This is a genomic window from Rhodopirellula sp. J20-39 (assembly GCF_057365095.1).
On record NZ_CP195123.1, the window covers coordinates 3,815,572 to 3,839,820 of the forward strand.

The 24,249-nt window shown below is 54.7% G+C and carries 23 protein-coding genes; 9 read left to right on the forward strand and 14 right to left on the reverse strand.

All coding sequences use genetic code 11. The features are described from left to right. Positions 1–11: 11 nt before the first annotated feature. The 4 genes from ACR3ZL_RS13865 to ACR3ZL_RS13880 form a co-directional block, all read right to left on the reverse strand. Positions 12–878, reverse strand: coding sequence for a glycosyltransferase family 2 protein (locus ACR3ZL_RS13865; RefSeq protein ID WP_486172701.1), 867 nt, complete (start codon positions 876–878; stop codon positions 12–14). After that, positions 875–1,927 (reverse strand): glycosyltransferase, encoded by a 1,053-nt coding sequence (locus tag ACR3ZL_RS13870; RefSeq protein WP_486172702.1) that lies wholly within the window; start codon positions 1,925–1,927, stop codon positions 875–877. Before ACR3ZL_RS13870 ends, ACR3ZL_RS13865 begins: the two co-directional genes overlap by 4 nt. 38 nt (positions 1,928–1,965) lie before the next feature. Next, positions 1,966–3,030 carry a glycosyltransferase family 4 protein gene (locus tag ACR3ZL_RS13875; RefSeq protein ID WP_473652537.1) on the reverse strand — a complete coding sequence of 355 codons (1,065 nt, stop codon included), beginning with the start codon at positions 3,028–3,030 and terminating at the stop codon, positions 1,966–1,968. 148 nt (positions 3,031–3,178) lie between these two features. Continuing rightward, on the reverse strand, positions 3,179–3,370 hold the full coding sequence (locus tag ACR3ZL_RS13880) for a hypothetical protein (RefSeq protein WP_473652536.1): 192 nt from the start codon (positions 3,368–3,370) through the stop codon (positions 3,179–3,181). 256 nt (positions 3,371–3,626) lie between these two features. Between ACR3ZL_RS13880 and ACR3ZL_RS13885 the strand changes: the two genes are divergently transcribed. Further along, positions 3,627–5,012: an MATE family efflux transporter gene (locus ACR3ZL_RS13885; protein ID WP_473652535.1), complete on the forward strand. Its 1,386-nt coding sequence runs from the start codon at positions 3,627–3,629 to the stop codon at positions 5,010–5,012. 25 nt (positions 5,013–5,037) lie between these two features. Here the strand turns inward: ACR3ZL_RS13885 and ACR3ZL_RS13890 are convergent, their stop codons facing one another. Next, positions 5,038–6,675 (reverse strand): ABC1 kinase family protein, encoded by a 1,638-nt coding sequence (locus ACR3ZL_RS13890; RefSeq protein ID WP_473652534.1) that lies wholly within the window; start codon positions 6,673–6,675, stop codon positions 5,038–5,040. A gap of 420 nt (positions 6,676–7,095) precedes the next feature. Between ACR3ZL_RS13890 and ACR3ZL_RS13895 the strand changes: the two genes are divergently transcribed. The 3 genes from ACR3ZL_RS13895 to ACR3ZL_RS13905 all read left to right on the forward strand — a co-directional run bounded on the left by ACR3ZL_RS13895 (position 7,096) and on the right by ACR3ZL_RS13905 (position 9,965). Next, positions 7,096–7,683 (forward strand): lipase family protein, encoded by a 588-nt coding sequence (locus ACR3ZL_RS13895; RefSeq protein WP_473652533.1) that lies wholly within the window; start codon positions 7,096–7,098, stop codon positions 7,681–7,683. Positions 7,684–7,898: 215 nt separating this feature from the next. Further along, on the forward strand, positions 7,899–9,434 hold the full coding sequence (locus ACR3ZL_RS13900) for a hypothetical protein (RefSeq protein ID WP_473652532.1): 1,536 nt from the start codon (positions 7,899–7,901) through the stop codon (positions 9,432–9,434). Between the two features lie 216 nt (positions 9,435–9,650). Continuing rightward, positions 9,651–9,965, forward strand: coding sequence for a DUF4235 domain-containing protein (locus ACR3ZL_RS13905; protein WP_473652530.1), 315 nt, complete (start codon positions 9,651–9,653; stop codon positions 9,963–9,965). A gap of 122 nt (positions 9,966–10,087) precedes the next feature. Here ACR3ZL_RS13905 and ACR3ZL_RS13910 read toward each other — a convergent pair whose 3' ends face one another. Genes ACR3ZL_RS13910 through ACR3ZL_RS13920 form a run of 3 tightly spaced genes read right to left on the reverse strand, consistent with a single transcriptional unit; the run spans position 10,088 to position 12,321 of the window. Then, positions 10,088–11,254, reverse strand: coding sequence for an endonuclease/exonuclease/phosphatase family protein (locus tag ACR3ZL_RS13910; protein WP_473652528.1), 1,167 nt, complete (start codon positions 11,252–11,254; stop codon positions 10,088–10,090). A gap of 1 nt (position 11,255) precedes the next feature. Beyond that, entirely contained in the window at positions 11,256–11,468 is a 213-nt protein-coding gene (locus ACR3ZL_RS13915) for a hypothetical protein (RefSeq protein WP_473652527.1), read from the reverse strand. Continuing rightward, positions 11,452–12,321, reverse strand: coding sequence for a class I SAM-dependent methyltransferase (locus ACR3ZL_RS13920; protein WP_473652526.1), 870 nt, complete (start codon positions 12,319–12,321; stop codon positions 11,452–11,454). Before ACR3ZL_RS13920 ends, ACR3ZL_RS13915 begins: the two co-directional genes overlap by 17 nt. Before the next feature lie 87 nt (positions 12,322–12,408). On the opposite strand from ACR3ZL_RS13920, the gene ACR3ZL_RS13925 reads away from it, so the two are divergent. From ACR3ZL_RS13925 to ACR3ZL_RS13945, 5 genes are all read left to right on the forward strand, one after another. Continuing rightward, positions 12,409–13,734, forward strand: a complete 1,326-nt coding sequence (locus tag ACR3ZL_RS13925; RefSeq protein WP_473652525.1) for an AI-2E family transporter — start codon at positions 12,409–12,411, stop codon at positions 13,732–13,734. 181 nt (positions 13,735–13,915) lie between these two features. Beyond that, positions 13,916–15,151 carry an App1 family protein phosphatidate phosphatase gene (locus ACR3ZL_RS13930; protein WP_473652524.1) on the forward strand — a complete coding sequence of 412 codons (1,236 nt, stop codon included), beginning with the start codon at positions 13,916–13,918 and terminating at the stop codon, positions 15,149–15,151. Next, a complete protein-coding gene (locus ACR3ZL_RS13935) occupies positions 15,148–15,750 on the forward strand; it encodes an esterase/lipase family protein (protein WP_473652523.1) in 603 nt (200 codons plus the stop codon). The genes ACR3ZL_RS13930 and ACR3ZL_RS13935 overlap by 4 nt, the downstream gene beginning before the upstream one ends. Before the next feature lie 114 nt (positions 15,751–15,864). Beyond that, on the forward strand, positions 15,865–17,028 hold the full coding sequence (locus ACR3ZL_RS13940; RefSeq protein WP_473652522.1) for a hypothetical protein: 1,164 nt from the start codon (positions 15,865–15,867) through the stop codon (positions 17,026–17,028). A 4-nt stretch (positions 17,029–17,032) separates the two neighbouring features. After that, complete coding sequence (locus tag ACR3ZL_RS13945; protein ID WP_486172703.1) at positions 17,033–18,058, forward strand: mechanosensitive ion channel family protein; 1,026 nt, start codon at positions 17,033–17,035, stop codon at positions 18,056–18,058. Here ACR3ZL_RS13945 and ACR3ZL_RS13950 read toward each other — a convergent pair. The 6 genes from ACR3ZL_RS13950 to ACR3ZL_RS13975 all read right to left on the reverse strand — a co-directional run bounded on the left by ACR3ZL_RS13950 (position 18,055) and on the right by ACR3ZL_RS13975 (position 23,911). Next, complete coding sequence (locus ACR3ZL_RS13950) at positions 18,055–18,804, reverse strand: CDP-alcohol phosphatidyltransferase family protein (protein WP_486172704.1); 750 nt, start codon at positions 18,802–18,804, stop codon at positions 18,055–18,057. The genes ACR3ZL_RS13945 and ACR3ZL_RS13950 overlap by 4 nt on opposite strands. A gap of 11 nt (positions 18,805–18,815) precedes the next feature. Beyond that, positions 18,816–19,679 (reverse strand): DUF1206 domain-containing protein, encoded by an 864-nt coding sequence (locus tag ACR3ZL_RS13955; RefSeq protein ID WP_473652518.1) that lies wholly within the window; start codon positions 19,677–19,679, stop codon positions 18,816–18,818. A gap of 126 nt (positions 19,680–19,805) precedes the next feature. Beyond that, positions 19,806–20,960, reverse strand: coding sequence for a baeRF3 domain-containing protein (locus tag ACR3ZL_RS13960; protein WP_473652517.1), 1,155 nt, complete (start codon positions 20,958–20,960; stop codon positions 19,806–19,808). A gap of 253 nt (positions 20,961–21,213) precedes the next feature. After that, positions 21,214–22,377: a hypothetical protein gene (locus ACR3ZL_RS13965; RefSeq protein WP_473652516.1), complete on the reverse strand. Its 1,164-nt coding sequence runs from the start codon at positions 22,375–22,377 to the stop codon at positions 21,214–21,216. A 144-nt stretch (positions 22,378–22,521) separates the two neighbouring features. Next, complete coding sequence (locus tag ACR3ZL_RS13970; RefSeq protein WP_473652515.1) at positions 22,522–23,016, reverse strand: DUF1269 domain-containing protein; 495 nt, start codon at positions 23,014–23,016, stop codon at positions 22,522–22,524. A 109-nt stretch (positions 23,017–23,125) separates the two neighbouring features. Then, entirely contained in the window at positions 23,126–23,911 is a 786-nt protein-coding gene (locus tag ACR3ZL_RS13975; protein ID WP_473652514.1) for a CAP domain-containing protein, read from the reverse strand. Positions 23,912–24,249 lie beyond the last annotated feature (338 nt).

The window sequence follows — 24,249 nt, forward strand, 5'->3', positions numbered from 1 at the left end:
TACCAGCGATTTTAGAAACCAGCAGGCGTCAAGGTTTTGGCGGCTTCCACCATTTCGTGAGTCGGTTTTTTGAGGATGACGAGCTCGTTCGCTTCGGGCGCGAAACGAACAAGTTCGAGCTCATCGAACGCGTTGAGCCAGGAGGCCATTGGCCAAATATCCCATTTTTGATGAAAGCGAACCGCGTTGCGAACGATTGCGTCAAAGTGATTCAGCGGCGGTTTGCAAACGGCGTGGTATTGGTGATAGGCGGTTGCGCCGACGAAGCCAAATGGGATACCGGCTCTTTTGACCGCGAACGCGAAATCAGTGTCTTCGCCACCGTAGCCGTCGAACGAATTGTCGAACCCGCCAGCCGCTTCGAAACTTGACTTCGTCATCGCAAAGCACAGAGACCAAAACAGCTCATAGCGATCTGATAGCAACAATTCGCCTCGACCTAATTCGGGCTGGAGTGGATGCTTGACGGCAACTTTTTCCAGGTCCTGCATGTCCCAGCCTGAGCAAGCGGCACCTTCGGGTAAGTACCGAGCGTTCCCCATCCACAAACCATCGCTGACTCGCAATGCGGATTGGAAGTTTTTGATCATGGTCGGCGCCGGAATGCAATCCACATCCAAGAACACCATTGCTTCGGTGTCGCACATGGATGCCGCGAGATTCCTAGCTTCGGCGAGCGGAAGTTGGTTGCCAACACCATCGACTCGAGCAGTCTTGATCGATAAGCCTGCGCCGGATGGCGACTCGATCGAGACGTCTTCGTTCATGCCGACAATAATCCATTGTTTCGGAATCACGGTCGACTGCAGAAGCCCTTCGAGCTGATTATGGAGATGCGTTCGGCGGCCTCGGACAATCGTGAGTACGCTAACGTTCATAGAGAGACCCGGTTGGAGGAAGATCGTTGTTGGCAAGACCACAACGCGACTTGAGTAAGATGATTCGCCGCCTGGATCGCACCGTCGTTCATGAAAACGGATTCCCATTTCGTTGAATCGAGTCGTTTGGCGCGGGCGACTAAGTCCGGCCACTGATCGGCGACAGGCCAGGACGCGATGCCCACCGCTAATCCCTCACGCTCCAGAATGTGCGTTTTTCGAATCTGTTCCTGAAAGGGACGGTCTTGAGCAATCGCGATGAAGCGACATCCTGAACGACCCACTTCCATCACGCTGTTATGTCCTGCCGCCGTGACGACTAAGTCAGCGCCTTTCAGGTAGGAAGCCGGGTTGTCGATCCATCCGGTGAACTTCAAGTTACACGGAAGTTGCTGGTCCGCCGGTGTCTCTTTGCCAACCACAATCCAATCGTGGTCGGGAAGCGAGTTGGCAGCATCACACAAATCAGATGTCTTGGAGTCATTCCCGCCGCGGCCGAACATCACCACAATGGTTGGGCGATCGAAGTGCATCGGGGTGTCATCAGACGAATTGCCTTCTTTGCAAAACCCGTCGAGATATACGGTCTTGTCCCGTACCCAGTCGGGGGTAATGTCGTCTTCCATGATCTCAGGGAACGGCGCAAGCAGCGAATGGGCGGCTCGGTAAGCGATCGCATGGGCGTTGTCGTTACGATCACCGTGCTGACGCATGACGACGGTTGGTATCGATGCCAATCGGGTCAACATTGCAATTTCAGCGGACACGTCGACCATGACCACATCGGGTTTAGCGGAGTTCAGCCAAGCGGAATACTGTGCGACTCGGTTCGTAATGTTGTCGGACCAAAGTGGCGCGAAGTGCAGTCCTGGAGAGTCTGTCTTGTGTTGCAGACCAAGATCACTCAAGTCGTCGTTGTCGCATGCAATCGAAACAACATCCTTAAGCGTCGGGCCCGTCCACGGCATGCGATCCAGCTTGCTGGTAACCACCGTCGCGGGCATCGCTAAATGTTGCAAAATGCATTCGGCCCGCTGTTTGTGTCCCATGCCGTGATAATGGACGTAAAATCCTATGCAGGGCTGGTTCACGCGGCCAACCTCGTCGCGAGACGTGCGTAGACGTCCTCATACTGCGACACCATCCGGTCGAAACTGAAGTTCTCTTGGGCGACACGACGGCAAACTTCGCCGTTCAAACCGAGGCATTGCCGTACCGCTCGAGCTAGGTCCGCGGTATCGCCCGGGGTTGCTAAGCGACCAACCGATGGAATAACAATCTCGGGTAACGCACCTCGTTTGAATCCAGCGACGGGTGTGCCACAAGCAAGGGCTTCCGCCACGACAAGTCCGAAGGGTTCATCCCAACAAGGTGTAACCAACGCAACAGACGAACGGCTGATGATGCCGCACAGTTCGTCGTGGGTCTTATGGCCGAGGTAGCTGTCTTGGGACCCTAAGCGTGGTGCCACTTCGTTATCGAAATAGTTTTGGTCTGAAATTGGACCAACGATATCGATCGGTAGACCCGCCTGTTGAGCGGCTTGGATTGCGAAGTGAGTTCCCTTGTCCGCAAGGATGCGACCGAACCACACGGCGCGATGTTGTTTGGTCGACTTGCATCCTCGCCAGAAGTCGGTGTCGACTCCGTTGTGAATGACGGACTGGTTGGGCAACACGCGGCTCCATTGCTCGGCGTTGGCGTTGGAGATGTTGACGAACAAGCCGCAGTCCACGTTGGGTTTGATTTCCGCTTCCATCCGCGGCAAGACGGGTGCATGCAGCGTCGTGACCATGGGAACTGACAACAGCTTGGCGAAACGCAATGGAATCGGGCTGAGCGAGTGGTTGTGAATGACGTTGTAGTTGCTGCCGGCGAGCTTTGCCATCAGTGTGTCGTACGCTTCGTCTTCCGTGCTTTCGATCCATTCATTGTGCACGCGACCCAGTCGACGTTGCGAGTCAGGGATGGTCGCTCGCTTAACAACCGGCGTCAAAGGAAGAGAGCGGTCGGAGTCGCCTGAAGCGAAGAGCGTTACATCGTGGCCACGCTTAACCAACGCTTCGACATAACTATGCGTGAATGTTTCCAAGCCTCCCGAAAATGGCTTGGCGATCGGAAACTTGAGGTGGCCGATAATCCCAATCTTCATGATCCGTACCCTTGTGCGAGGTCGTTTAAGAGTACGACCTTGAATGTAGAAGCGATCCGTCTGTTTGCTTATCCGTTGTTTCAATCCGTTGGTGCGGACAAAAGCAACGTGCGTGCCAAAGGGTTGGGCTGGTGTGGCCTAGAGACCACTAACGCGGCTTGCGGGGTGCTACGGGTACCATTGATCCTGGTTCCGTTTCACCGATCACAATTCCCGCTTCTCGCGTAATTTCATCGGCTTCGTTGATCGAGTCTTGTAGCAGATTGAAAGTTTCTCGGATCACGTGACCTACGTGGGCGAGGGGTGATGTGGGTTGGACCGTTGGTGTGCTAGCGGACATCGTGTTGGTTCCTTATCGTTCTGCTTGCAGGCAGGTGAGTGACGCCGAAGTTCGTCGATGGCATGGAAATCGCAAATGCTCAAACGTGCCGACCATGTTCGTGTTACACGTTTGAACAAACACGCGACTTGCGATTCACCTGCAATTTTTAAGCCGGTTTGCATAGTGGCTTCGTTCGATCGTGACGTTGATAAGGCGTCGTTGAATTACGCACCCAGTCCGCTGCGGCGGTTACCGTGTCTATGCTGACTGATTGATGGATCGAAAACTCACGACGACCAAACGGAATCAGTTCGGCTATCGGGCTTTGCTGGCTGTTGCGGTGCCACTGGCAGCGACCGTTGGCTGCTTTGCGATCACGCTATTTACCGACCGCACGTTGTTAATGTGGTACGGACCGTCGTCATCAGCGGCGTCCGTCTCCGCTGGAAACTTGTACTGGGCCGTTGCCTGCATTCCCGTGACGACGATGGGATTCATCACTCCGCTGGTGGCCTTAGCGATGGGCGAACGTCGCAAGCGGGGGGCAACATTCGGACGGGTGTGGTCGCTGTTGTGGCAGTGTGTTTGGTTGACGATCGCTAGCGTGCCGGTATTTGCTTTGATCGGCTGGTTCAGTCCACAATTGTTTGAAGCATTCGGCCACGAGCCCGATTTGGCGAGACAGGAATCTCGCTATTTTCAGACGCTGTTGTTGGTAGCACCCGCGTCCATGCTGGAGGCGGGGTTAACGGCATTCTTCGTCGGCCGCCGAGTGACCACACCGATCCTGCGTAGCAATATCGCGTCGGCGGTCTTGAACGTCGGGCTGGACTTCTGGCTGATTTTTGGTGGGCTGGGGATCCCTGCACTGGGGGTGTTCGGTGCGGCATTGGCGACGGCGTTTTCGATGTGGTTTAAGGTTGCCGTGTTCGTCTTCTTGCTGGTGCGGTTAAAATCCTTCGGGCGTCACCGGCTAGCGGTTTGGCGACCGAGTCGGAAGTTGATTGCCGAGATTGTGATTCCAGGTTCCGCTCTGGGACTGCAGCAACTAGTGCGGTCAAGCTTGTTCAGTTTCGTATTGCTTGTGATCGGTTCCGCATCGGTGACAGGGTTAGCGGCAACGTCCGCCGCGTTGAGCTTGTATCAATTGCTGTCCATCCCCGCGATTGGACTCGCCACGGCGGTTACGGTCGTGGTGGGTCAAGGTCTGTCGAGCGGTGGGACACCGCTTGCCAACGAGGTGATGCGACGCAGCGCAGTTATCGGCGTCGTGGTTGCCGTATCGCTTGCCGTCGTGATGGTTGTGTTTCCTGGACCGCTTCTGCAAATTTCGCTGGGGGGTCTGGAGCTGGAGGCGCGTTCGCAGATTGAACCTTTAGCGACGACTCTGCTTCGATACGCCGCGTTGTATTGCCTGGCTGATGTTGCCAGTTTGCTGTTAGGCGCCGCTGCGAAAGGAATCGGCCGCACGTTTATCTTGCTGATCGCGACAGCGGTACCCGGCGTGATCGCGGTGGGATGGGGATGGTGGTTTTCACCGACGGACGAGTCGGCAGTGACGCACTGGTGGAGCGTGTTGATCGTCTGGGCACTGTTGCAAGCCGCCACCATTTTGTACGGAATGCGGCAAGACGGGAAACACGTTGAGTCCCGGGTATAATCCACGGCGACCTATGGGGCGTGCTTTAGTGCTCGTCGGAAACCATCGCTTGATACAACAGCACGAGTCCGATCGCGGCGGATAGTAGGAAGAAGGTCGTTGCCAACAATGGGTAGCCAAACAGCTTGGAACCGCCGTCGATTCGCATGATCAGGGAAGCCCCCACGATCATGGATGCGACGATCAGTCCGGATGTGATTCGGTTGGCAATTTTTCGCATCCCGGCGAGCAAGGCGGTCTCATCGATTGCGTCCACTTTCACTCGAAGTTGGTTTTCGGATACCAATCGTGTGATCTCGTTGAAGCGACTCGGCAAGTTGGATGCTAGCTCGGCGGAATCCAGAGCGGCGGCCGCGATTTGGCCTAGGCTAAGTTGCTCTTTCGCGCGATCACCCAGCAGCTCGAACGTGTAACTGCGGATGATGGCTTTGGCGTCTTGGTCCGGGTTGAGTTGTTGAAGCGTTGTTTCCAGTTGCAGGAAAGCTTTGGAGAGCAAGATCAGCTCGAATGGCAACACGAGCCCGTGCGAACCGGCGACGTTCAAGAACTCGACAAGCGTTCGGCCCAGCGACAGGGAATTAAAGTCGCCTGAAATCTCGCCGGCAACCACGCGAGCAGCACCCGTTCGGAACGCTTTGGAATCGAAGCCTTCTTCGGTTTGTCCAATTCGGGAAGCAATCGTCGCCGCTCGCTCGCCTTCACCTTCGCTAAACGCTAACAGCAATGAGGCGACTTCGCGGCGAAGCATTGGTGGCAAGGTGACGACCATTCCGCCGTCCAGTAAACCAATACGATTGTTCTCGTGCAGGAGCAGATTGCCTGGATGTGGGTCCGCGTGGAATAAGCCGTCGACCAAAATTTGCTGCAGATAAGCTCGCACGATATCGCTTGCGATCGTTTGGGTATCGAGCTCATTGAGCACGACGCCGCTAACGTCTTTCAACGGCGTGCCGGCGAGGTATTCCATCACCAGCACGTCGCTGCAGACCATTTGCGGAATGGGTTGCGGAACGCGAATGTTTTCGAAAGCGGAAAGATTCTCGCCCAGATGCTGCAGGTGATTGGCTTCCAACCGGTAGTCCAACTCGTTCGACAGTGCGTATTCGACGGCGCCGACGAGAGTGCGGAAGCGAAATTGTTTTCCTATTTCAGAGTTGTCGTCGACCATGGCCGCCAACCGCTTGAGGCTAGCGAGTTGCTCTTTCGCTTCGCTAGCGATTCCAGGACGCTGCACCTTCACGACGACTTCGCGTCCGTCTTTCAGGATGGCCCGGTGAACTTGTCCGATCGATGCGGTCGCGAAGGGAACTTGATCGATTGAACGAAAAAGGTGGGAAGGTTTTGCGCCAAGTCCGTCAACGATGGTGGCCTCAATTTCAGCCCACGCGACCGGCTCAACATCGTCTTGCAACCTGGCGAGCGATTCAACGTATTTGGGCGGCAAGAGGTCTTGCCGAGTGCTGGCGATTTGGGCGAGCTTGATGTATGCGGTGCCCAGCTTTTCGATATCGCGAGCGAGTTCGTCGGCAGATCCGCCGTCGTCGTCCACTTGGTCAGGTTTGGTCCAGCCGAGTTGACTGGCCAAGTCATGCCGGCCGTGTTTCCAAAGCAACTTGGAAAGTTGGGTGTAGTGGTACGCGTCGACCGGTAGATCTTTCAGCATCGTCTAGTTTCCAGTTCATCTGGTATGGGGTTTTTTCGACTTCTTGTCGCGGTGTATTGAACTTCGTAGCGTGTTAAGACACGCGACGCGTGAAGCAAGTCGTGCTCACGGCGAGCCCGTGCCGGTCGGAGCCTGAGACACAAGATTGAGTAGTCCATCGAGCAAGTTCTGTGCCAAGAACTGTTGATACGGCAGTTACGAGTTCGGGGCGAAGCTGCTAGCCTTTCGGTGGCCAGCGTTTGCGTTCACCAAAATCGGTCGTCGATCGGCGATTGAGGAAGCGTCCAGTTCACAGCCGGGTAGGATGCCTCTGTCCATCTCACCTCTGTCCCTCTCAATCGCCGATGAGCCAAACACGGTCGGCTTAACAGTCGGTCGAGAACCCGGACAAATTCGAGTCGACTAATCGAGTGAGCGGTTTTGACTATTCCTTCTTCCAGTGCTGTCAGTCGAGTCGTCCTGGTTTCGGGGTTGCTCGAACCGAGATGCGTGTTTTGGCCGCTGCAGAGGATGCTGTCGCAACATCATCGCCGTGTTGACGTTTTTGAAGACCGAGTTGTGATGCGGGATACTGACCGAAGTGTTCGGCAGTTGGGGCAACTGATTAAGCCCGAGGGGCCTAATGATCGAGTCGGAATCGTATCGCACAGTTTTGGTGATTGGGTTTCGCGACAAGCAATTGCGAACACACCGGATCACTGCGTCGAGTCGGTGGTCTCCGTCACACCTGGGTTGCGATTAGGAGCGATTACCTCTGCGTTGCATTGGTCGACGTTCGGCTCGGTACCCGAACTGCGTATTCTCGCTGACCCACGAATGGCCGATCTGAATCTTGATCTGGGTGAATCGGTGCGGCGAACCGTCATTTGGTCCAAAATCGACGAGTGCGTTCGCAAAGTGTCTCTCGAACATTTGCCGTCTATTGAAGTTTTTGATATTTGGGCGACTCATCTGACCGCCGTAATGCAACCCAATGTGATGCGGCTAATCGCAAGACAGCTAAGTTAGGTCGTTCCATCTAGCGGCCCCTTGTCGGGCAAAGCAGGGCGATTGGCGTATCGACCCGAGCCTGCATTGCATCGGTCGCGTTCCGCTTACAGGAGTAGGGAAACAAGTTCGAACTATGCTCGTAAGAAAATTGAGACGGATTGAATCTTGTTGGTGCAGTGCTTGGCGTGGAGGTCGTACAATGAAGGTTATCGCATTATTGGAGGTGCAATTCGATGAGCCCAAGAAACAACACGCCGCAACGACGCACGTTTTTGAAAGCGGCCAGTGCGGCTGGAATCACGGTGTCGCTGAACGAGTTTGGCTTCCTACATAAGTTGCCTGTCGTATCGGCCGCTGAATCGCGGTTACCTGCCGATGCAGTTCAGTTTTCGCCGGACATTGAGCCGCTCGTGCGATTGCTCGAGGACACGCCTCGCGGCAAGATCGTTGCGACCTTTGCGGATAAAATTCGCTCCGGAACGAGCTATCGGGAAGTCTTGGCCGCGTTGCTGTTGGCTGGAGTCCGAAACGTGGAGCCTCGTCCAAGCGTTGGGTTTAAGTTCCATGCCGTGTTGGTCGTCAATTCGGCTCACCTGGCCAGTTTAGCCGCCCCAGATACCGATCGTTGGCTGCCGATTTTCTGGGCGTTGGATTACTTCAAGTCCGCTCAAGCTCGTGATGTGCGAGAGAACGATTGGACGATGTCGGCATTGGACGAGTCCCAACTTCCGCCATCGCATCTTGCGGAAAAGGCGTTTCGAAACGCCATGGATAGCTGGGACGTGGAAGCGGCAGATGTCGCAGTTACCGCTTTGTGCCGATCGGCCAGTGCGACACGTGTGTTCGATCTTCTCGCTCACTATGGTTGTCGCGATTTTCGCAGCATTGGACACAAGGCGATCTACGTGGCTAATTCATATCGAACACTGCAGTGCATTGGATGGCGGTACGCCGAACCAGTGCTCCGTTCGCTGGCCTACGCGATCTTAAATCACCACGGCGAACCCAATCCGTCCGAAAGCAATTTGTCACCGGATGCAGCTTGGGCTGTGACCCGAGAAAAGGTCGATGACTTCGATGATGACTGGATGCAAGGACGCGTTGATCCAGGGGCCACGCTATCGCTGCTGGATACCCTGCGTACGGCAAGTCCGGTTGAAGCGGTCAAGGCGACGACGCAGTTGATCAATGATGGGATTGGTCCGCAATCCATTAGCGACGCTCTGTTTTTGTCGGCGGGTGAAATGCTGGGGCAGCAACCGGGGATTGTTGCCCTGCATTCCGCAACGACGACCAACGCGATGCAGTATGCATATCGAACGACTTATCGCGATCAAACACGTCGCGAGTTGTTGCTGCAAAACGCAGCCTTCATTCCCTACTTCCGAGACTCCATGCGATCGAGAGGGAAGTTGGGATCGTTCCGGATCGATGCTGCATCAGAACCTCATTCGGAAGAATCACAACCGGATGTTGATACGCTGTACGAGATGGTTTCATCGAATCGCAAACAGGCCGCGGCGGGCATGCAATCCTTTCTGGATGCCGGCAATCAACCTGAGCCGTTGATTAACGCTGCTCGGCGTCTGGTGTTCTTGAAAGGGAACGACTCGCATGACTACAAATTCAGCTCGGCCGCCCTGGAAGACTTCTATGCGGTGTCACCGAACTTCCGTAATGCGTACTTAGCTAGTGCTGCGTACCTGCTTCCCGGAAGCGGTGACAAGGATAACGGTTTGGTCGATCGAGTACGCGAATCGTTGGCCTAGTATTGTCTTGACCGTCGGTTGAATCCGCTAGCAAATTAGCGTTTTGAGGTTGGTGGATTAGCAGTCAGGCTGGCCGTTAACGATCCGGCTTGGCCGTCCTGATCGACTGACAGGAGTTTTAAGCGGGTGAATTTGAAAGCGGCCTGCTTTTTGCGATCGAAGCTGGTGTTGGCAAGGAAGTCCCTTGCCGTTTTTTGACACTTAGCGGAGAAACCGATGTTGGAAGCGATTAAGGAAAAGGCGAACGAGTACGTTTCAGATGAACCCAATGGACGAAACGCAGGGATCGAGCCAACCGAAAACCTAGTCGCATTTGCCGTCGCTCTGGGAGCGACGTTCCTGGCACGGAACGCGTTGCAGGCGGGGTGGCGTACCACGATGGATAGTGAACCGCCAAAGAATCCAGCATCTCATGAAGTTGCATGGCGTGACGCGTTGCTTTGGGGAGCCGTTTCGGGAGCGGTCGTTGGAATCGCTCGCATCGCATCCCGACGTGGATCTTCATCCGTTTATCGTTCGTTCAGGCAATAAGGTCGTGCGAGCTGAATGCGAAAGCGTCCTCATGCTTGTCCCGGAAGAACTCTCTTGTCGCTTCCGTCAAAACAGAGGACGCTCTTTTCTGGCAATTCGCTAATACCAGTTCTGGCAGCCGATCAATGGCGAATGGGAGCTCCCTTCTTGCCTGCTCCGTTGCGAACCGCTTCACCGTCGAAGGCTTGTTCTCGGGCCGCCCGATCCACTCGGGTTTCGCTCTCTTGATCATCCGAAGATTTCTTTTCAAGAACCTTGTTTTCCTGACGCTTTTCAGGAGCGTAGCAAAGATCAATCATAATCGGGAAATGATCGGATCCGACAAACTGAAGTCGCTCGATTCTGCTGACCGTGAAGTGTGTCGAGTGGAAGATGTGGTCCAGTGGAAAACGCATGTACCATCGACCGGCATGAAAAGAGTTAAAGAAACCCCGTCCACGACGTGGGTCGAGCATCTCGCTGACACGCAGGAACAATCGCGTCGTTTGTGACCACGCCACGTCGTTGAGATCGCCGCCGATGATCACCGGACCCTTGTCGTCGGCGAGTTCTTCACCCCACAGAGTTAATTCCGCATCTCGAGCGGTCGCATCGTTGTCGCGTATCGGTTCGGGTGGCCGAGGATGGACACCGACAAAGCGAATCAGCGTATCGTCGTCCATGCGAATTTTCGCATCGATCGATGGGATATCGTCCTGGACTAGATGCAAAACCTCAAAACTCTCAATGGGCATGCGGGATAGCAATGCGATGCCGTACCAATTGTCTTGTGGCTTAACGATCCGGTGGGGATAACGATCGATCAGTTCCGAAATCGCTTTGGTCCAGTTCTCATCCACCTCAACGATCAGGACAACGTCGGGTGAAACCTCATCAATCGTTTCCATCCAACGGTCGTACTGATCGTTCTCCATTTCGACATTTGTCATCACCATGCGAATCGTCGAATCATCCTCACGGTGATCGGCCATCAATTCGCTTGGCGTATCAGCGGACTGCTTCGGCATCAGCGGGGTGTAAGGCATGATTCGAAAGCCGTGCCAAAGCGTTAGTCCAGTCGCGATGGAAAAGAACGGCCAAGCCGGAAGCACATCGTCGCTTCCCCCGAAATGGCGGATGAGCCAATACGCGATTGCCAATAGCCAACCAATCACAACGATCTGCACGCGAGGGAAATCCCAACCGCGTACAAACCAATGCGGGTTGCTGCTGAGGTTCAATAGCGTGCCGAAGACGAGAAATAGCAGTCCCGCCAACAAAACGATTGTTGCAACGTAAGCGATACTCATATTAGCGACTTACGAATTTGCAGAACCGGCTCAGTTCCCCATCGGCTGTCTTTTCATCATGCAGGAACGCTAAGTTCGCCTCGTCGAATTTGGCGAAGAAGTCTTCCCAGGCGACGGTCGAAAGATTGTCGTTGCGTTCACCATGAGGGAAATCGACGCGCAACACTCCGACGCCGTCTGGGGTTTCACTGGTTGATTCAACCGTCGCAGGCACTCCGCCACGCTCTTCGATCCAAGTCCTGATGGTGCTGTGATCCGTTGTTGTCGTTGCCATGATCGTCTCCTTGAGGTAGTCCGCAAACCTTCGTCCACACGAACGCGGTCAGCGGAGGCAAGTTGATGGGAATGGATTCCGTTTCCGCCGGACCGAAGAGCGGTCGAGCATAATCTTTCACATCCGAACGAAGTTGGTACGCAATAAAGACACCGCCGGGACGCAACACTTCATAAATGGACTGGGTAATTCGCTTCGCGACTGGACTTGGAATGCTGCTGAAAGGAATCCCCGAGATCACGACATCAGCGTGTCCGATGTTGTGCTTGACGACAAGGTCGACAAGGTCGCACGCATCAGCGATCGCCACTTTCAGTCGCGGATCGTAGATCGAATGAAGTGCTTCTGAAAAGGCGGCTGTTTTTTCAACAACCAGTAGTTCTGCGTCGTGCCGCATGTTATCGAGCAACGCCTCGCTGGTTCCACCGGCACCGGGGCCGAGTTCCACGATTCGCTGGGCTTGTCGAACGCAGTCTCGGTCCGCCAAGTGCTCCGTCAGAAACGGCGAACTGGGACAAATCGTGGCTACGTTGAGTGGGTCTTGGAGCCAAGCTTTCAGTACAAACCAAGCGCGGCGGGCAAACGCAGTTCGAGTGACCGGTGCAGGTCGGTTTGCGTTGATTGCGTGATTCATGGATTCAACTTCGTTCAGGTTGTCAGGCGGGCTGGGGATCCAATCGTCGTTTTCCCAGCGTCGCAGGTCGGTCAGGCAAAATTCGAGTGAATCCTGCTCCAGTGTTTGTCTGGCTATTGCGAAAGCAATCGGCGTGCCAAGTCGGCACATGGATTGCATCCCCAAATTCGCAGGAAAACGACGCAGAGAATGATAAAGAGGACGCAACGGAACACGGAACGATTCGTAACGCACGGGGAGTCAAAGATGGCAGACAAACGAGGTGAGTGTGGCGAAGATCAATCACGGCATATTGAGGAATCATGTGCTGGAAACGATCACCAGCAGCGCCGGTTCGATGCTGGTGCCGCAAACACGGCCGCGTTGAAGTCACCATCGAGTGTCGATTTGCAGCGAGTTCGTGTGGCGAACGATTCTTTGCCAGGGGACTATTTACAACAGGAGGTTGAACCCGATCGTTGGATTCGGACGATGGTGACCGTCATCGCAGCGATTCTGGTGATCGGGACGTTGTACATTACTGGGGATCTGTTGGTGCCGGTCGTGATTGCGACGTTAGCCTATTTGTCGCTACGCCCCATCGCGGCAAAAATGTGTGGTTGGGGTGTGCCGCAAGCGGCAGCCAGTGGACTACTTATTGTTGGGTTGTTTTCAACGCTTGCTCTGATCGTCGCTTTGCTCTATTCACCTGCTCAGCAATGGATCGTGACTGCGCCCGAAAGCCTCGCTGAAGTGCGAGCGAATTTTCAATCGGTCGTTGAACCACTAACCACGCTGGATCGAGCGGAAGACACGGTTGATAACGCTACGGCGCCTTTGCGTGACGGCGAACCGCGAATCGAGGTCGCTTACGAAAAGCCGTCCGTGGTGAGCGAAGCGATGCTGATCAATAGCACCGGACAATTGCTCGCGTTTGTGGCGGCGATCGCGGTGCTCACGTTCTTTATGCTCTCCACCGGCGACGATCTTCTCAATCGCGTGCTTGGTGTGCTGCCCACGTCAGCGGCACGCGAGGAGGTGTTGCAAAAGATCGGTGACATTCAGCACAGCGTTGGCCGTTATCTCGCCCAGATCACGGCCATCAACGTTGGACTCGGCGTCGCGGTCACAATTGTCATGTGGTTCGTTGGAATGCCAACGCCTGTTTTATGGGGTGTGATGGCGGCGCTGTTCAACTTCATTCCTTACGTTGGACCTTTAGCGGCCACTGCGATCGTCTTTCTCGCAGCAGCAACGTCATTTAACACGATTGGACGAGCCGGGTTAACCGCCTTCGCCTTCTGGTTGACAACTGCGGTGGAAGGTCAGTTCATCACTCCAATCATATTGGGCAAAACATTGCGTGTCGGTCCGGTCGTGGTTTTGATCGCCGTTGCCTTCTGGGGTTTTCTTTGGGGACTGCCCGGAGTGTTCCTTGCCGTACCCTTGTTGATCGTTCAGCGAAAGGTTTTTGCCAGCTTCCAAGCTACTTACGCGTTCGCGGTTGTTTTAGGCGAAGAGGCATGCGAACCCGGTGAAGATTGCGAACCAATTCAAGAGGATAGCCCGATTGCAGATACCGTCCCGGCGTAATTTCTGTTTACAACCAAGGTCGTTCAAGCTCGGCTTGGTAGACTTACCGACGTTGGCATGAAGATTGCCTATCCCCGAGTCAATCGACCGCCAGTTTGGCTGGAACCGTTGTGTGCGGCTCTATCACAGCGGTTGAAGACGCGTGAAGTGTGACAATCCCAATGAACCCCACTGAGTAGACATGGATCATGTAGAAACATCGGTATGGCGAAGAGAACTACGAAATATCGTAACGCGGTCTGCTGCTTCGGCCGACGACTACGCTGACATTGGGGTCCGGCGTTTACGCAAGCGGATCGGCCGATCGGGGCGACCGAAAATTCAGGCGTATAGGGGTTATGCGACCGTCGATACTATCCACTTGCATGGTCGTGTCCTTACGAATCCGCCACTGGACGCGGACTTCAGCGAAGACCGTTGGTGGCACAATCTAGCCAACACCGTTCAGCGTTTTGCCAGCGATGAAGTGCCGGGCGTTAAGATCCGAGCGAGCTTGGGGAAGGCAACGGGTGAGGCGGTCAGTGACAACGAGGGCTACTTCCATCTGATTATGGACCGTAGTGACGTTGGAAGCGAGTTGCCCTTTTGGGTCAATGCGACACTTTCGATTGTTGATCACGCCCGGACTTCGCCACTTGAATCGACAACCGTTTGCAAGGTGATGGCGGTTCCTGACACGGCTAACTTTGTTCTGATTAGCGACGTAGACGATACGATCTTGCACACCGGTGCTACAAGTCTTGGCACGATGGCGAAGCTAACGTTCTTCAGCAACGCACGAACACGAGCGCCACTACCTGGCATCGCCGGATGGTATGAAGCGATGCACCGTGCCCGTTGCCACAGTTCCCTGTTACATGTCGGAACAAACAATATCGAAGTATCGGACGATTGGGAGCCGAACAATCCGATCTTCTATGTCAGCAGTTCACCATGGAATCTCTACGATCTGTTGGAGGACTTTATCGAAATCAATGCGATTCCGGATGGACCTATCTTGTTGCGAGATCTTGGCTTCGATCACAACAAGTTCCTCAAGAGCGGTCATGATCACAAACTTGATAAGGCTCGCCGGTTGATCAACGCGTACCCAGATTTGCCGTTTGTCTTGTCAGGCGATTCAGGCCAGGAGGACGCCAGGTTGTACGCGACCGCCGCAGCGGAATTCGGTTCGCGGATTAAGGCAATCTTCATCCGAGATATTGATCCCATGGGTGACAGTGAACATGACAAAAAGGTGGATCAATACATTCGTGAGTGTAACGGCATTGGGGTACCAATGATTGCGATCAAGGACAGCGTTGAAGCGGCTCAACACTGTGTTGATTTGGGCTTACTTGAATCGTCACAGCTCGCATTTGTCGAAGCCGCTACCAGACGCGATGAGCAACGATCTGCAAGTCCGCTCAAGCCATGACGGATACTTTGCCAGTCGCTCCGGTAGTATTGGTTCCCGGTTTCATGTCGCCCGCGTGGACCATGTGGCCGCTTGCCAGATACCTTCAGCAATCGATCCGGCCAGTGGTTCGGTGGGACTATCCCCGAGTCTTTACGGATCTCGATGCGAGCGTGGTATCGCTCGCCAAGCAGTTCTCCGAATTTGATAGCCCTTCGCTTGCCATTGTTTCGCACAGCTTCGGTGATTGGCTGGCTCGGTCGGCGTTACACCTCATCCAGCCCCCACGGTCCATCCGGCTCATTTCGATTTGTCCAGTGACGACCACTGTCCCGATCGTCAACCGCACGCGGCGATTTTCGCAATACATAACGCCCGAACTGCGAATCATGTCGCGTGCCTCGTCGGCCGAAGTTTCCTTACCGACTAACCTGCAGATCGACCGCACGGTCGTCCATGCGAAAGGCGAAATTTTAGTGCGTCAGCAAGAGGCGGTGGACCAGCGTTTTGTGACTGGTTCGCATACCTCGGTTTTGTTCCAACCAAATGTGTGGAGGTTGGTGCGGGATGAGTTGAAACGCCAGCCGGTTGTTGAGACATGTGGTGCGATTCGCGGCTAAAAGAGCGTCGATTGCTCCATCGCGGATGGTTTTCAATTAGAGTGCTATGGGGGAACGGTATCGTAAATTTCAGCTTGGCAATAACTAAAGGAGCGTCGTAAGCGTATCAGCCGCATGAATGAATCATCCGACGTTAAAACCTTTCAGCCTCTCGGTCAGTTCACCCTGCCGCCGACCCCCGCTGATGAAACAATCCGACGGTTCGCCGGAAATATTTGGCGGACGTTGCGTCGTGAGACCAAAGATCCTTTCATCTCCGACGATTCACTGCGAGTTGCTACCAATCGAAAGTTGAATCGATTTGTGCCACCGCCTGCCTGCGGGCCGCTATTGGGTGAGATGCACGCAACGTTTGACCAGTGGTCGCAAGATTCGGATCCGATCCACTGGATGCAATTGGTCGTGCTACCGCCTTGCGACCAGAACGACATCGTCAGTGCGTGGGCGAAACAAGCCGGTCACACATTAGTCGAAGCACCTGACCGTGCGGCGATCCTCAACGGGAGTGCTGACATTACGCTTCCCGAGATCCACGGCGATGGCGTGCTCGTGATTCCTCGTCTAGAAGATTGGTTTATCCGACATCGCAACGGTTTGAAATTGCTGCGTCGACTTCTGGACCAACTGGCTTCGCTTGAACGACATTGTGTGATTGGATGCAATAGTTGGGCGTGGGGCTTCTTCGAAAAAACAGTCGGTGCCGATTTGGTGTTACCCGTCGCTGTGACGCTGCAGGCCTACGATGCCGACCGATTGTACGCTTGGTTTTCTCAGTTGGTTGAATCGGGCGAAGCGGAAGGCAAGGTTTTTCGTCTCTCCGCCACGGGCGAAGACATCTTCGCTAACCCGAAGGACAACGGTTCGCCGGAATCCGACTTTCTGACCAAGTTGGCAGCAAGAAGCTTGGGCATTCCCTGGATCGCGTGGCATTTGTGGCGTAGCAGTTTGAGGTTGGCGCCGAAGGAAAACGCAAAGATCGCGAAGCAGTTCCCTGACGAGCAGGCCTTATGGGTCGCTGAACTGGACGACTTTCATTTACCCAAAAACCATGTTTCCAACGCATTGCTCGCTCTGCACGCGTTGTTGTTACATCACTCGTTGACAGCGGCAGAACTGAGCATCGTTTTGCCTAGCGTGGATGAGTCAAACTTGCTGGCGGCGTTGGTGACTGCCGAGTTTGTTGAACGGGATGGCGACGCATTCTATTGCTCGCCCACCGCGTATCCCAGTATTCGGCAAGCACTGGCCGACGCCGGTTTTCCTCTGGATCGTCTGTAGCGCAATGCAAAACGAAAATACCCAAACGACGGAATCACAACCGGCCTCGGACGCCGTGTCTGACGTTGCCGCGGAGGTAGCCGATGTCGCGAACGCGGCCAGCGGATCGACAACGGGTGATTCTGCTGCTGATGCGATTTCGGGCGGTGGTGTTGAGTCCACGTCTGTTGGCGAAGGATCGTCGGGCGCAGCTAGCAAGGCTTCCGATGAAGCGGTGAAGCTTATTAATGACTGGCAAGACATCAGTCTGCTTCAGATCGCAGCGATCTCGATCGGCGTCTTTGTCACGATCGCCATCATCCGGCGGTTGCTGCCGTTCTTGGCGGAGCGTGGGCCAAGCCAGTTAAGACTCTATTTGTTGGCGGCCGTGCCCATCATCCGCTTGCTATTGATGACGTTGGCGGTGGTCTGGATTATCCCGATTATCTTTAACGTTACTTTCCAGAACTTTCTGGTGATCGCTGGTGGTGCCAGCGTCGCGATCGGTTTCGCGTTTAAGGATTACGTCAGCAGCCTGATCGCTGGTGTGGTAGCGGTATTCGAGCGTCCGTATCGGCCGGGTGATTGGGTGAAGATCAACGGCGATTACGGCGAAGTGCAATCGGTCGGCCTCCGCGCGATCGCGATCCGAACGCCAGCCGACGACATCATCACAGTGCCTCATTTACATATGTGGCAAAATAACGTTTCCAATAGCAATGATGGCGAACGCACGCTGATGTGCATTGCCGACTTCTACGTTCATCCCGATCATGACGCAGCGAGCCTGCGGGGCGCTCTTCGCGACGTTGTGATGACCAGCGCCTATTTGGAATACGACAAGCCAGTCTTGGTAGTGATGAGCGAAGAACCTTGGGGATCGCATTACAAAGTCAAAGCATACCCGTTCGACATGCGCGATCAGTTCGTGTTCATTACCGATGTGACGGTCCGTGGCAAAGAAGCAATCGCGGAAATGGGAGCGACCGAAATCACATCGCCCTATACGGCGGTCGAAAAGACGGACTCTCCACCGACGCTAACGTTCTAAGTGACCGAACGTCGCAGGCGCCAAGAAAGGATCGCATAATATACCGGATAGGTGAGCGACACGACAATCAGCCACGATGGCGGTTGTGGGAAATACCACAAGATGGCCAGCATCGAGATCGTCCATAGCAGTGCCCCCACCATGATGGACCGCTTCCACTTTCTGGGGGCGAGGTTCGGGTAGATCACCCAAACGGGCGCGATCGTCAAAACGGTAAGTACCCACAGTGTGATCGCGGTTAGCCAAGGCGAGATCGTCGCTGAGAAGACTCCGGCGTAGAGTGCGTATGCGTTCCAGTACGATGGGAAGCCACGAAAGAAACCGTTCGTCTCATCCTTTGCGTGAACGTGAGCAAACCCGAACAAGCTTGCTCCCATGGCAAAGAGGACTGTCCATCCAGTTGACGATGGGAGCCAGTCTATTCGCCAGATCAGCAACAACGGAATGAAAGCGAATGTCAAATAGTCAATCAGATCGTCGATCGTTCGACCGTCAATGCTGGAGGCAAATTCCTTGACATGGAAACGTCTCGCCAGCGGACCATCGATTGCATCGATCAAGGTTGACAGCAACAGCCAAAGGAAGACAACCCGCGGATCGCAATCTGGACTGGCAATCTCCATCACGGCCAACGCGGCTGGAACGATTCCGCTCGCTGTCAGCACGTGAACTGCGTAGGCAGAGACTCGCTTGTTACTCAACTTGCCGTGTTGGTTTGGCTGCTGATCTGATTTGTGTTGTTTCATCCGTGACTGCTTCAGTTGCCAACGTTGAAGCGTCGGTACCAACCAAGCAGACACATGTGAACCGCATAGCAAACGAGTCCAAACCCAGTGATCCCGATCAGCACTTTGCCAAATGGCTGGGCTGCGATGGCCGCTAAGGCATCACTCATCCCGGCGATTTCTCCATCGGACGTGCCTCGGATCGACGACCTAAGGATGAAACCACCGATGATTGTGAAAGCAACGCCGCGAGTGGAAAGTCCGGCACGACCAGCGTACAACGCGAACGTTCTCACCGTTTCATTCATCCGGCTCAGATCGTACTTCTCCATAAACTTGGCTTGATAAGCTTTGTAGAAGAGAAAGAATGCGACCGCGATGGTGATCGCTCCCGCTGTACCCAATGCGACTCGGCCCCAGGTGGAGTCTAGCAAGGAACTTGAACCGCCGTCTGCTTGTCCGGTCGCCATGCCCAACGCAAGTGACCCCGCGAAGAAGCCAAGCGACAGATACGCGATGCCGCTAACAGTATATCCGGCCCGCTTAACAAGTCCTTTGGCATTTGTGCCGGCGCCCTCGGTGTCCTTCGCCGCCTGGGTCCAACGCCAGATGGTGTATCCGATCAAACCAACCGCGACGATCCCCAGTAACACCCGGCCATACGGTTGCTCACCAATCTGACGCGCGGCTTCACGCGAACCTGAAATCTCGCCACCGGCTCCGATCGCCAACATAAATGCCAAGCTGCCGATGATCCCGTACACAATGCCCTTTGCGATGTGCCCAGCACGCCCAAGCGGTTCAACCCAAGAAGGCACCTCGGGGAGTTGCTTTGTCGTGAATCCGTGCCACGAAATATTTGCTTGGGGGTGATCCGCAGTCGTACTGGTCGTCATCGAATGGTCTCGGGTATGGCTTGAGATAGCCGGTAGGGCGTGCTTGTGATGGTCGGCTCGTTTGGAGGTTGAAGCCTAGGACAGAAACGCCGTGTTATCGCTGAACACGGCGACTGCCGAGAAGCTCTAGAAGCGATAGATCGCTGCGACATCAAATTTAGATTCGCCGCTTGCAATCTGAGTCACCGTTCCGCCGGCTTTCAGCGTTTCCCGCACGGCTAGATTGACGATGTCAGTATTGCCATCGTCATGAAGCTGAACTTGTCGGCGATCACGATCGAATGTGCCTCGTTGAGGCTTAGAGTCGCTAAGCAAAAGGGTATCGACACGACCGTCGGCCGCCTGTACCACGATATCGCTCAGGTCAGATGATCCGGACTCCTTCGCAATCGCAGTGCCGAGTTGCTCGGATAATTCAGCGGCGGATGTCTTGAGCAATGCGTGTGACGCTTCGGTCATGCGTTGGTGAAGGTCTTGTTGCGTCAGACCGTCTGGGCTGGCGTGAATCACATGATTGACCTGAACGTCGGTCGTCGATGTGAAGTGACCGGCAACTTCATCGGTCGCGACGACGACCAGTGGGTGATCGGTGTTGTAAACCGCATCGGCAACCATTCGACCCACGCGGGTCAGATACATGTCGCGATCCGCTGTGATTTTGTCTTCACCTTCCCCATGGCCGTGGTACATCGCTGTGGAGTTTCCTCCCGGTCCAGAAGGTCCGCCGCCCTGAGTCGCTTGAGTTGAAAACTGCAACTGTTCTTCGGCGTCTCGAGCGGTGACCAGTTCGTCCATGGTGACTGGGAATTGGTGATCAGTAATTTCGAACGTCTGATGGCCGTCACACGAAAACAAACGAGCTCGCTCCCAACTTAGTGCCAGCACTCGCGTGCTACCCGTCCCGCAGGAGGCACCTGCTATGGGCAGCGTGTAGAAGTGCTCGCCAACGTAAACCGTCTCATCGGGGGCGTGGTTGAGCTTGAAGAACTGATCAAAGTCTTCACCAACAAACATGGCGAACCCGGCGGCTTGGTTCTGCCAAAATTGATCGTCGTTTGATAGTTTCATTAAATCGTTGAGTCGGGCTTTCACTCTTTCGCTTCGGTCGCCGACTTGTTCGATCGCCTTCGTTACCAGATTTTTAAACCGAATCGCGTTTTGATTCGTCTCGCGTCCGCGTTCATATGTATTCATCAGCACCGATACGCAAGTGCCAGACTCCTTTCCGATCAGGTTGGTCAGTTCGGCTCGGTTGGGACTACTAAGTGCGGTGGCATTCATCGTTTAAGTTCCTACTTACGAGTATGACGTTGTCCAACGTCATAACTTGCAAATCCGATGCCGCTATCGAGTTAACTCATGATAGAGCTTGGAATCGCGACCGAGCGACGATAACGCGTCAATATCTTTCGGCGCATTCACTTACAAGGCTTCTGGCTGCACCAATTGTGTTTCTAAAGCCGGTTCCCGGAACGCAACAAACCCAGGCTGTGGGCCTGGGCTGCGCTGCATTGGATCGGTTCGATAGAGGTGCTTAAAACTGGCTCAGCATATCCCGGAGGCTTTCGTTGTTGGTCGCATCCATTGCTGCCTTCATGCTCGCCTTTAACTTGATGATCGAGCTATCAAGCTGTGTGGTCAAATTGCCGCGTGTCGTAAAATCGCTCCACACGGATTGATTCGCGGAAAGATGGAATTGAACCCAATTGGCGTCTTGAGCGTGCTTGGATCGTTCGGACGTATAATTGTCCAAGTTCATACGTGGTGTTCGCGCGATGTCGGTGCGTGCTCGTGATTCGCTCGATCCTCGTTCGCGGCTCATCGCAGCCATCAGTTCATCTTCGCCGTCAACGGTTTCCGGAAGCACACCACCGTCGATATCATCGTCCTGGTCTCCAACGCCAACACTTCGCGGGTTCACAGATCGTGTACCCTCTGGATTTTCGACCAAGAAGTCCACGTCTGGATCGTAGTCATCAGCGTCGTAGATGGAATCGCGAGAATATGGCAAGGTAGCTGATAATGTTTGTGATTCTCTCACGCTGATGTGTCCAGCGGTTCCGCGTCCGGTGCCAAGCCGGCCAGACGCTGCTGCGATTGCACCTTCGACTCCGTCCTCAATCGCGTCGGCGCGGTTGCGTCGTTCGCTCGGTGTTTCGTCCACGTAATCGTCCACGCGGTAGTTATCGACATCTAGCGAAAGATTGTTATCGGTCCGCTCGTCGTCCATGCCAGGATCATCGCGATTGGCTGGTGTTTCAGTGTCAAACCGTTGAAGTCCTGTGCGTTCAGGGGGCGTTTCGAGATTATCGCCGGTTAACGGTGAAGTATTCGGTTGCGTTGATGGATCGCGGTTCATCGCCGCGTCCTGTGATCGACCATCGTTCAGGTTGGTTGTTCGTGTGACTTGTTTCCAACCGAACTCTTCCATCGCTTCGATGATTTCGGACGACTGCCGCGACAGCTCGCGGTATCGAGTTGCTTGAGCCGCCGAGTCGGCTTCCCTCGCCGCGCTGTCTGCCAATTTTTTCGTGAGACTCGCATCGCTCCAGATAACACCAGACAATGCCCAATCGCTAATTCGGGACGGCGACCCATCGGGAACCTTCGACTCTTGTGACCCGGGCGTCTGAGCGTAAGCAATCGGAATTGCGATGAACACGGATGCGAAAAGACAGAGAGATCTGGAAACGTTCATGTCAGTTGCTTGTGGGTTTTGGGTAACTTTCAACAGAATCGGTTACGCGAACTAAGCTTTCGCTGGTGGTTCGGCGTAGAGATCGATAACATTTGTGAAGCAATGCAAACCAGATGCCATCAACTTGTGACGGTGGTCAGCTTGTTAGGCCGTAGGCTCAAAACGCTCGAGTGAAGTTGGGTCACAAGTTTGAAGCATCCGCTCACCTTCGGCGAGTTTGATATCGTCGCCGGTCAGAATGATCAGCCTCGAGCCCTGGCGAACTCGATCTTCGTATCGCCCTGCCTCTTCAGGAGCGACGCCCCAACTATCGATAGCGGATAGAACTCCGCCCCCAGCAGCACCCGCGGCCATACCTAGCAGTGGCCCGGCAACCAATAGCGGCCCCATCATCGTGGCGCTGCCCAGCATGGCACCCAACGTTCCACCGGCGAGCGTCGCGGCACCCGTGGTTTTACCGGATGGAGGCGATGCCGTTTCGTCGTCTGGACGGTCATCGATTCCTGAACTCGATACCTCTTCCGCTCTGGTGACAATGGAAACAGAGTCTTCGGTGAAGTTGGATTTCTCGAGCACCTGCAGAGCGGTCCGGAAAGAATCAAAGTCGGAAAATTCGGCGATAAGACATTCATGTGACATGAGTCGGTTCCTTCGAAGTTGATAGGCGGCTATTCGGTAGCGTGTTGAATTCGCTCCGGCAAACTGCGGGTGGGGTTGAACGTCGGAGTGGAGTACAGTGGAGATTGCTTTAGCGAGACTGCGATTTCATTTCGCCATCTTCCGTAATCGTCATGGCGGCATCCGCGGAAATTTTGGTGCGGTCATCGCTATCGGCCAAAGCGATCGTGGTGGGCAGACAGCGTGTCATCTTCAAGGTCGTTCGCGGCTGAACCTCGATCTCATCGGTTTGATCGCTTCCCTCGAAAACCACCGTCTGAGGTTCACCTGACTCGTTGGTGATCTCAAGATGGAAGGCTGACGACTTGGGACGCCCGAAAAGCTGGACAGCGTAGTAGGTCACATCATCGGTCGTCGCGACGGCGACTCCTGTTTCGGTGACGTAGTCTGCCAGCATGTTTTCGCGGTGCGGCGGCGAGTCGATCCAGCCTTGCACGAACACTTCGATCAAGCTTTCGGCGGTGACCTCGCCGGTGTTGGTGCGGTAAGCGATGTTTTCACGCACGACGCAATAATCGTAGCCCGCCTTTTTCGCTCGCTCGGCGGGGGTCATGCCGTTGGCATGGTGACCGTATTTGCCCGTTTTCGCCATGAACTCCGCAAATTTCTTGGCGGTTTTCATCAGTTCTTTGTTTGGATCAACGGCATCCAGGTCATTTGATTTTCGGAAGTCGTTGGTTTGTTTGACGATCGCATCTTCCACGGCGACAGTCATGCTCGCGGATTCGTTCGTTTGCGTATCGCGATCGGTGCTGGTAGACGTTGTTTTCACCTCGTCCGCAGTTGCAAATCGGTTTGTGGATGGCTGAGGTAAAAGCGTTGCCGCTAAGAGTATTGAGAACGTCGCGTATTTCATTTGCTAATCCACTCTTGAGGTCGAGAACGTGTGATGTGCAGACCAAGGTCGAGCAACTGTCGTGCCACTATCGACTTGCATTGCGACCCCCAGTAATCATCCCCTCGTAGCAGACTGAGACCTCTCAGTCTGCCATACCGAAACACTGCCGCTATGTGGAGCTGCTGACCGAGGGCCTCGGTCAGCTACATTGTTGCTTTCCCAGTCACCCTTCCTCGTAGCAGACTGAGGCCTCTCAGTCTGCCATACCGAACACTGCCGCCATGCGGAGCTGCTGACCGAGGGCCTCGGTCAGCTACATTGTTGCTTTCCCCGTCACCTTCCTCGTAGCAGACTGA

Coding starts and splice junctions, on each gene's coding strand:
- ACR3ZL_RS13935 (WP_473652523.1), top strand. CDS start 15,148: ATGACGGATACTTTGCCAGTCGCTCCGGTAGTATTGGTTCCCGGTTTC.
- ACR3ZL_RS13945 (WP_486172703.1), top strand. CDS start 17,033: ATGCAAAACGAAAATACCCAAACGACGGAATCACAACCGGCCTCGGAC.
- ACR3ZL_RS13950 (WP_486172704.1), bottom strand. CDS start 18,804: ATGAAACAACACAAATCAGATCAGCAGCCAAACCAACACGGCAAGTTG.
- ACR3ZL_RS13920 (WP_473652526.1), bottom strand. CDS start 12,321: ATGCAATCCATGTGCCGACTTGGCACGCCGATTGCTTTCGCAATAGCC.
- ACR3ZL_RS13965 (WP_473652516.1), bottom strand. CDS start 22,377: ATGAACGTTTCCAGATCTCTCTGTCTTTTCGCATCCGTGTTCATCGCA.
- ACR3ZL_RS13975 (WP_473652514.1), bottom strand. CDS start 23,911: ATGAAATACGCGACGTTCTCAATACTCTTAGCGGCAACGCTTTTACCT.
- ACR3ZL_RS13925 (WP_473652525.1), top strand. CDS start 12,409: ATGGCAGACAAACGAGGTGAGTGTGGCGAAGATCAATCACGGCATATT.
- ACR3ZL_RS13970 (WP_473652515.1), bottom strand. CDS start 23,016: ATGTCACATGAATGTCTTATCGCCGAATTTTCCGACTTTGATTCTTTC.
- ACR3ZL_RS13875 (WP_473652537.1), bottom strand. CDS start 3,030: ATGAAGATTGGGATTATCGGCCACCTCAAGTTTCCGATCGCCAAGCCA.
- ACR3ZL_RS13885 (WP_473652535.1), top strand. CDS start 3,627: ATGGATCGAAAACTCACGACGACCAAACGGAATCAGTTCGGCTATCGG.
- ACR3ZL_RS13955 (WP_473652518.1), bottom strand. CDS start 19,679: ATGACGACCAGTACGACTGCGGATCACCCCCAAGCAAATATTTCGTGG.
- ACR3ZL_RS13930 (WP_473652524.1), top strand. CDS start 13,916: ATGGATCATGTAGAAACATCGGTATGGCGAAGAGAACTACGAAATATC.
- ACR3ZL_RS13880 (WP_473652536.1), bottom strand. CDS start 3,370: ATGTCCGCTAGCACACCAACGGTCCAACCCACATCACCCCTCGCCCAC.
- ACR3ZL_RS13890 (WP_473652534.1), bottom strand. CDS start 6,675: ATGCTGAAAGATCTACCGGTCGACGCGTACCACTACACCCAACTTTCC.
- ACR3ZL_RS13865 (WP_486172701.1), bottom strand. CDS start 878: ATGAACGTTAGCGTACTCACGATTGTCCGAGGCCGCCGAACGCATCTC.
- ACR3ZL_RS13940 (WP_473652522.1), top strand. CDS start 15,865: ATGAATGAATCATCCGACGTTAAAACCTTTCAGCCTCTCGGTCAGTTC.
- ACR3ZL_RS13905 (WP_473652530.1), top strand. CDS start 9,651: ATGTTGGAAGCGATTAAGGAAAAGGCGAACGAGTACGTTTCAGATGAA.
- ACR3ZL_RS13870 (WP_486172702.1), bottom strand. CDS start 1,927: ATGGGACACAAACAGCGGGCCGAATGCATTTTGCAACATTTAGCGATG.
- ACR3ZL_RS13960 (WP_473652517.1), bottom strand. CDS start 20,960: ATGAATGCCACCGCACTTAGTAGTCCCAACCGAGCCGAACTGACCAAC.
- ACR3ZL_RS13900 (WP_473652532.1), top strand. CDS start 7,899: ATGAGCCCAAGAAACAACACGCCGCAACGACGCACGTTTTTGAAAGCG.
- ACR3ZL_RS13910 (WP_473652528.1), bottom strand. CDS start 11,254: ATGAGTATCGCTTACGTTGCAACAATCGTTTTGTTGGCGGGACTGCTA.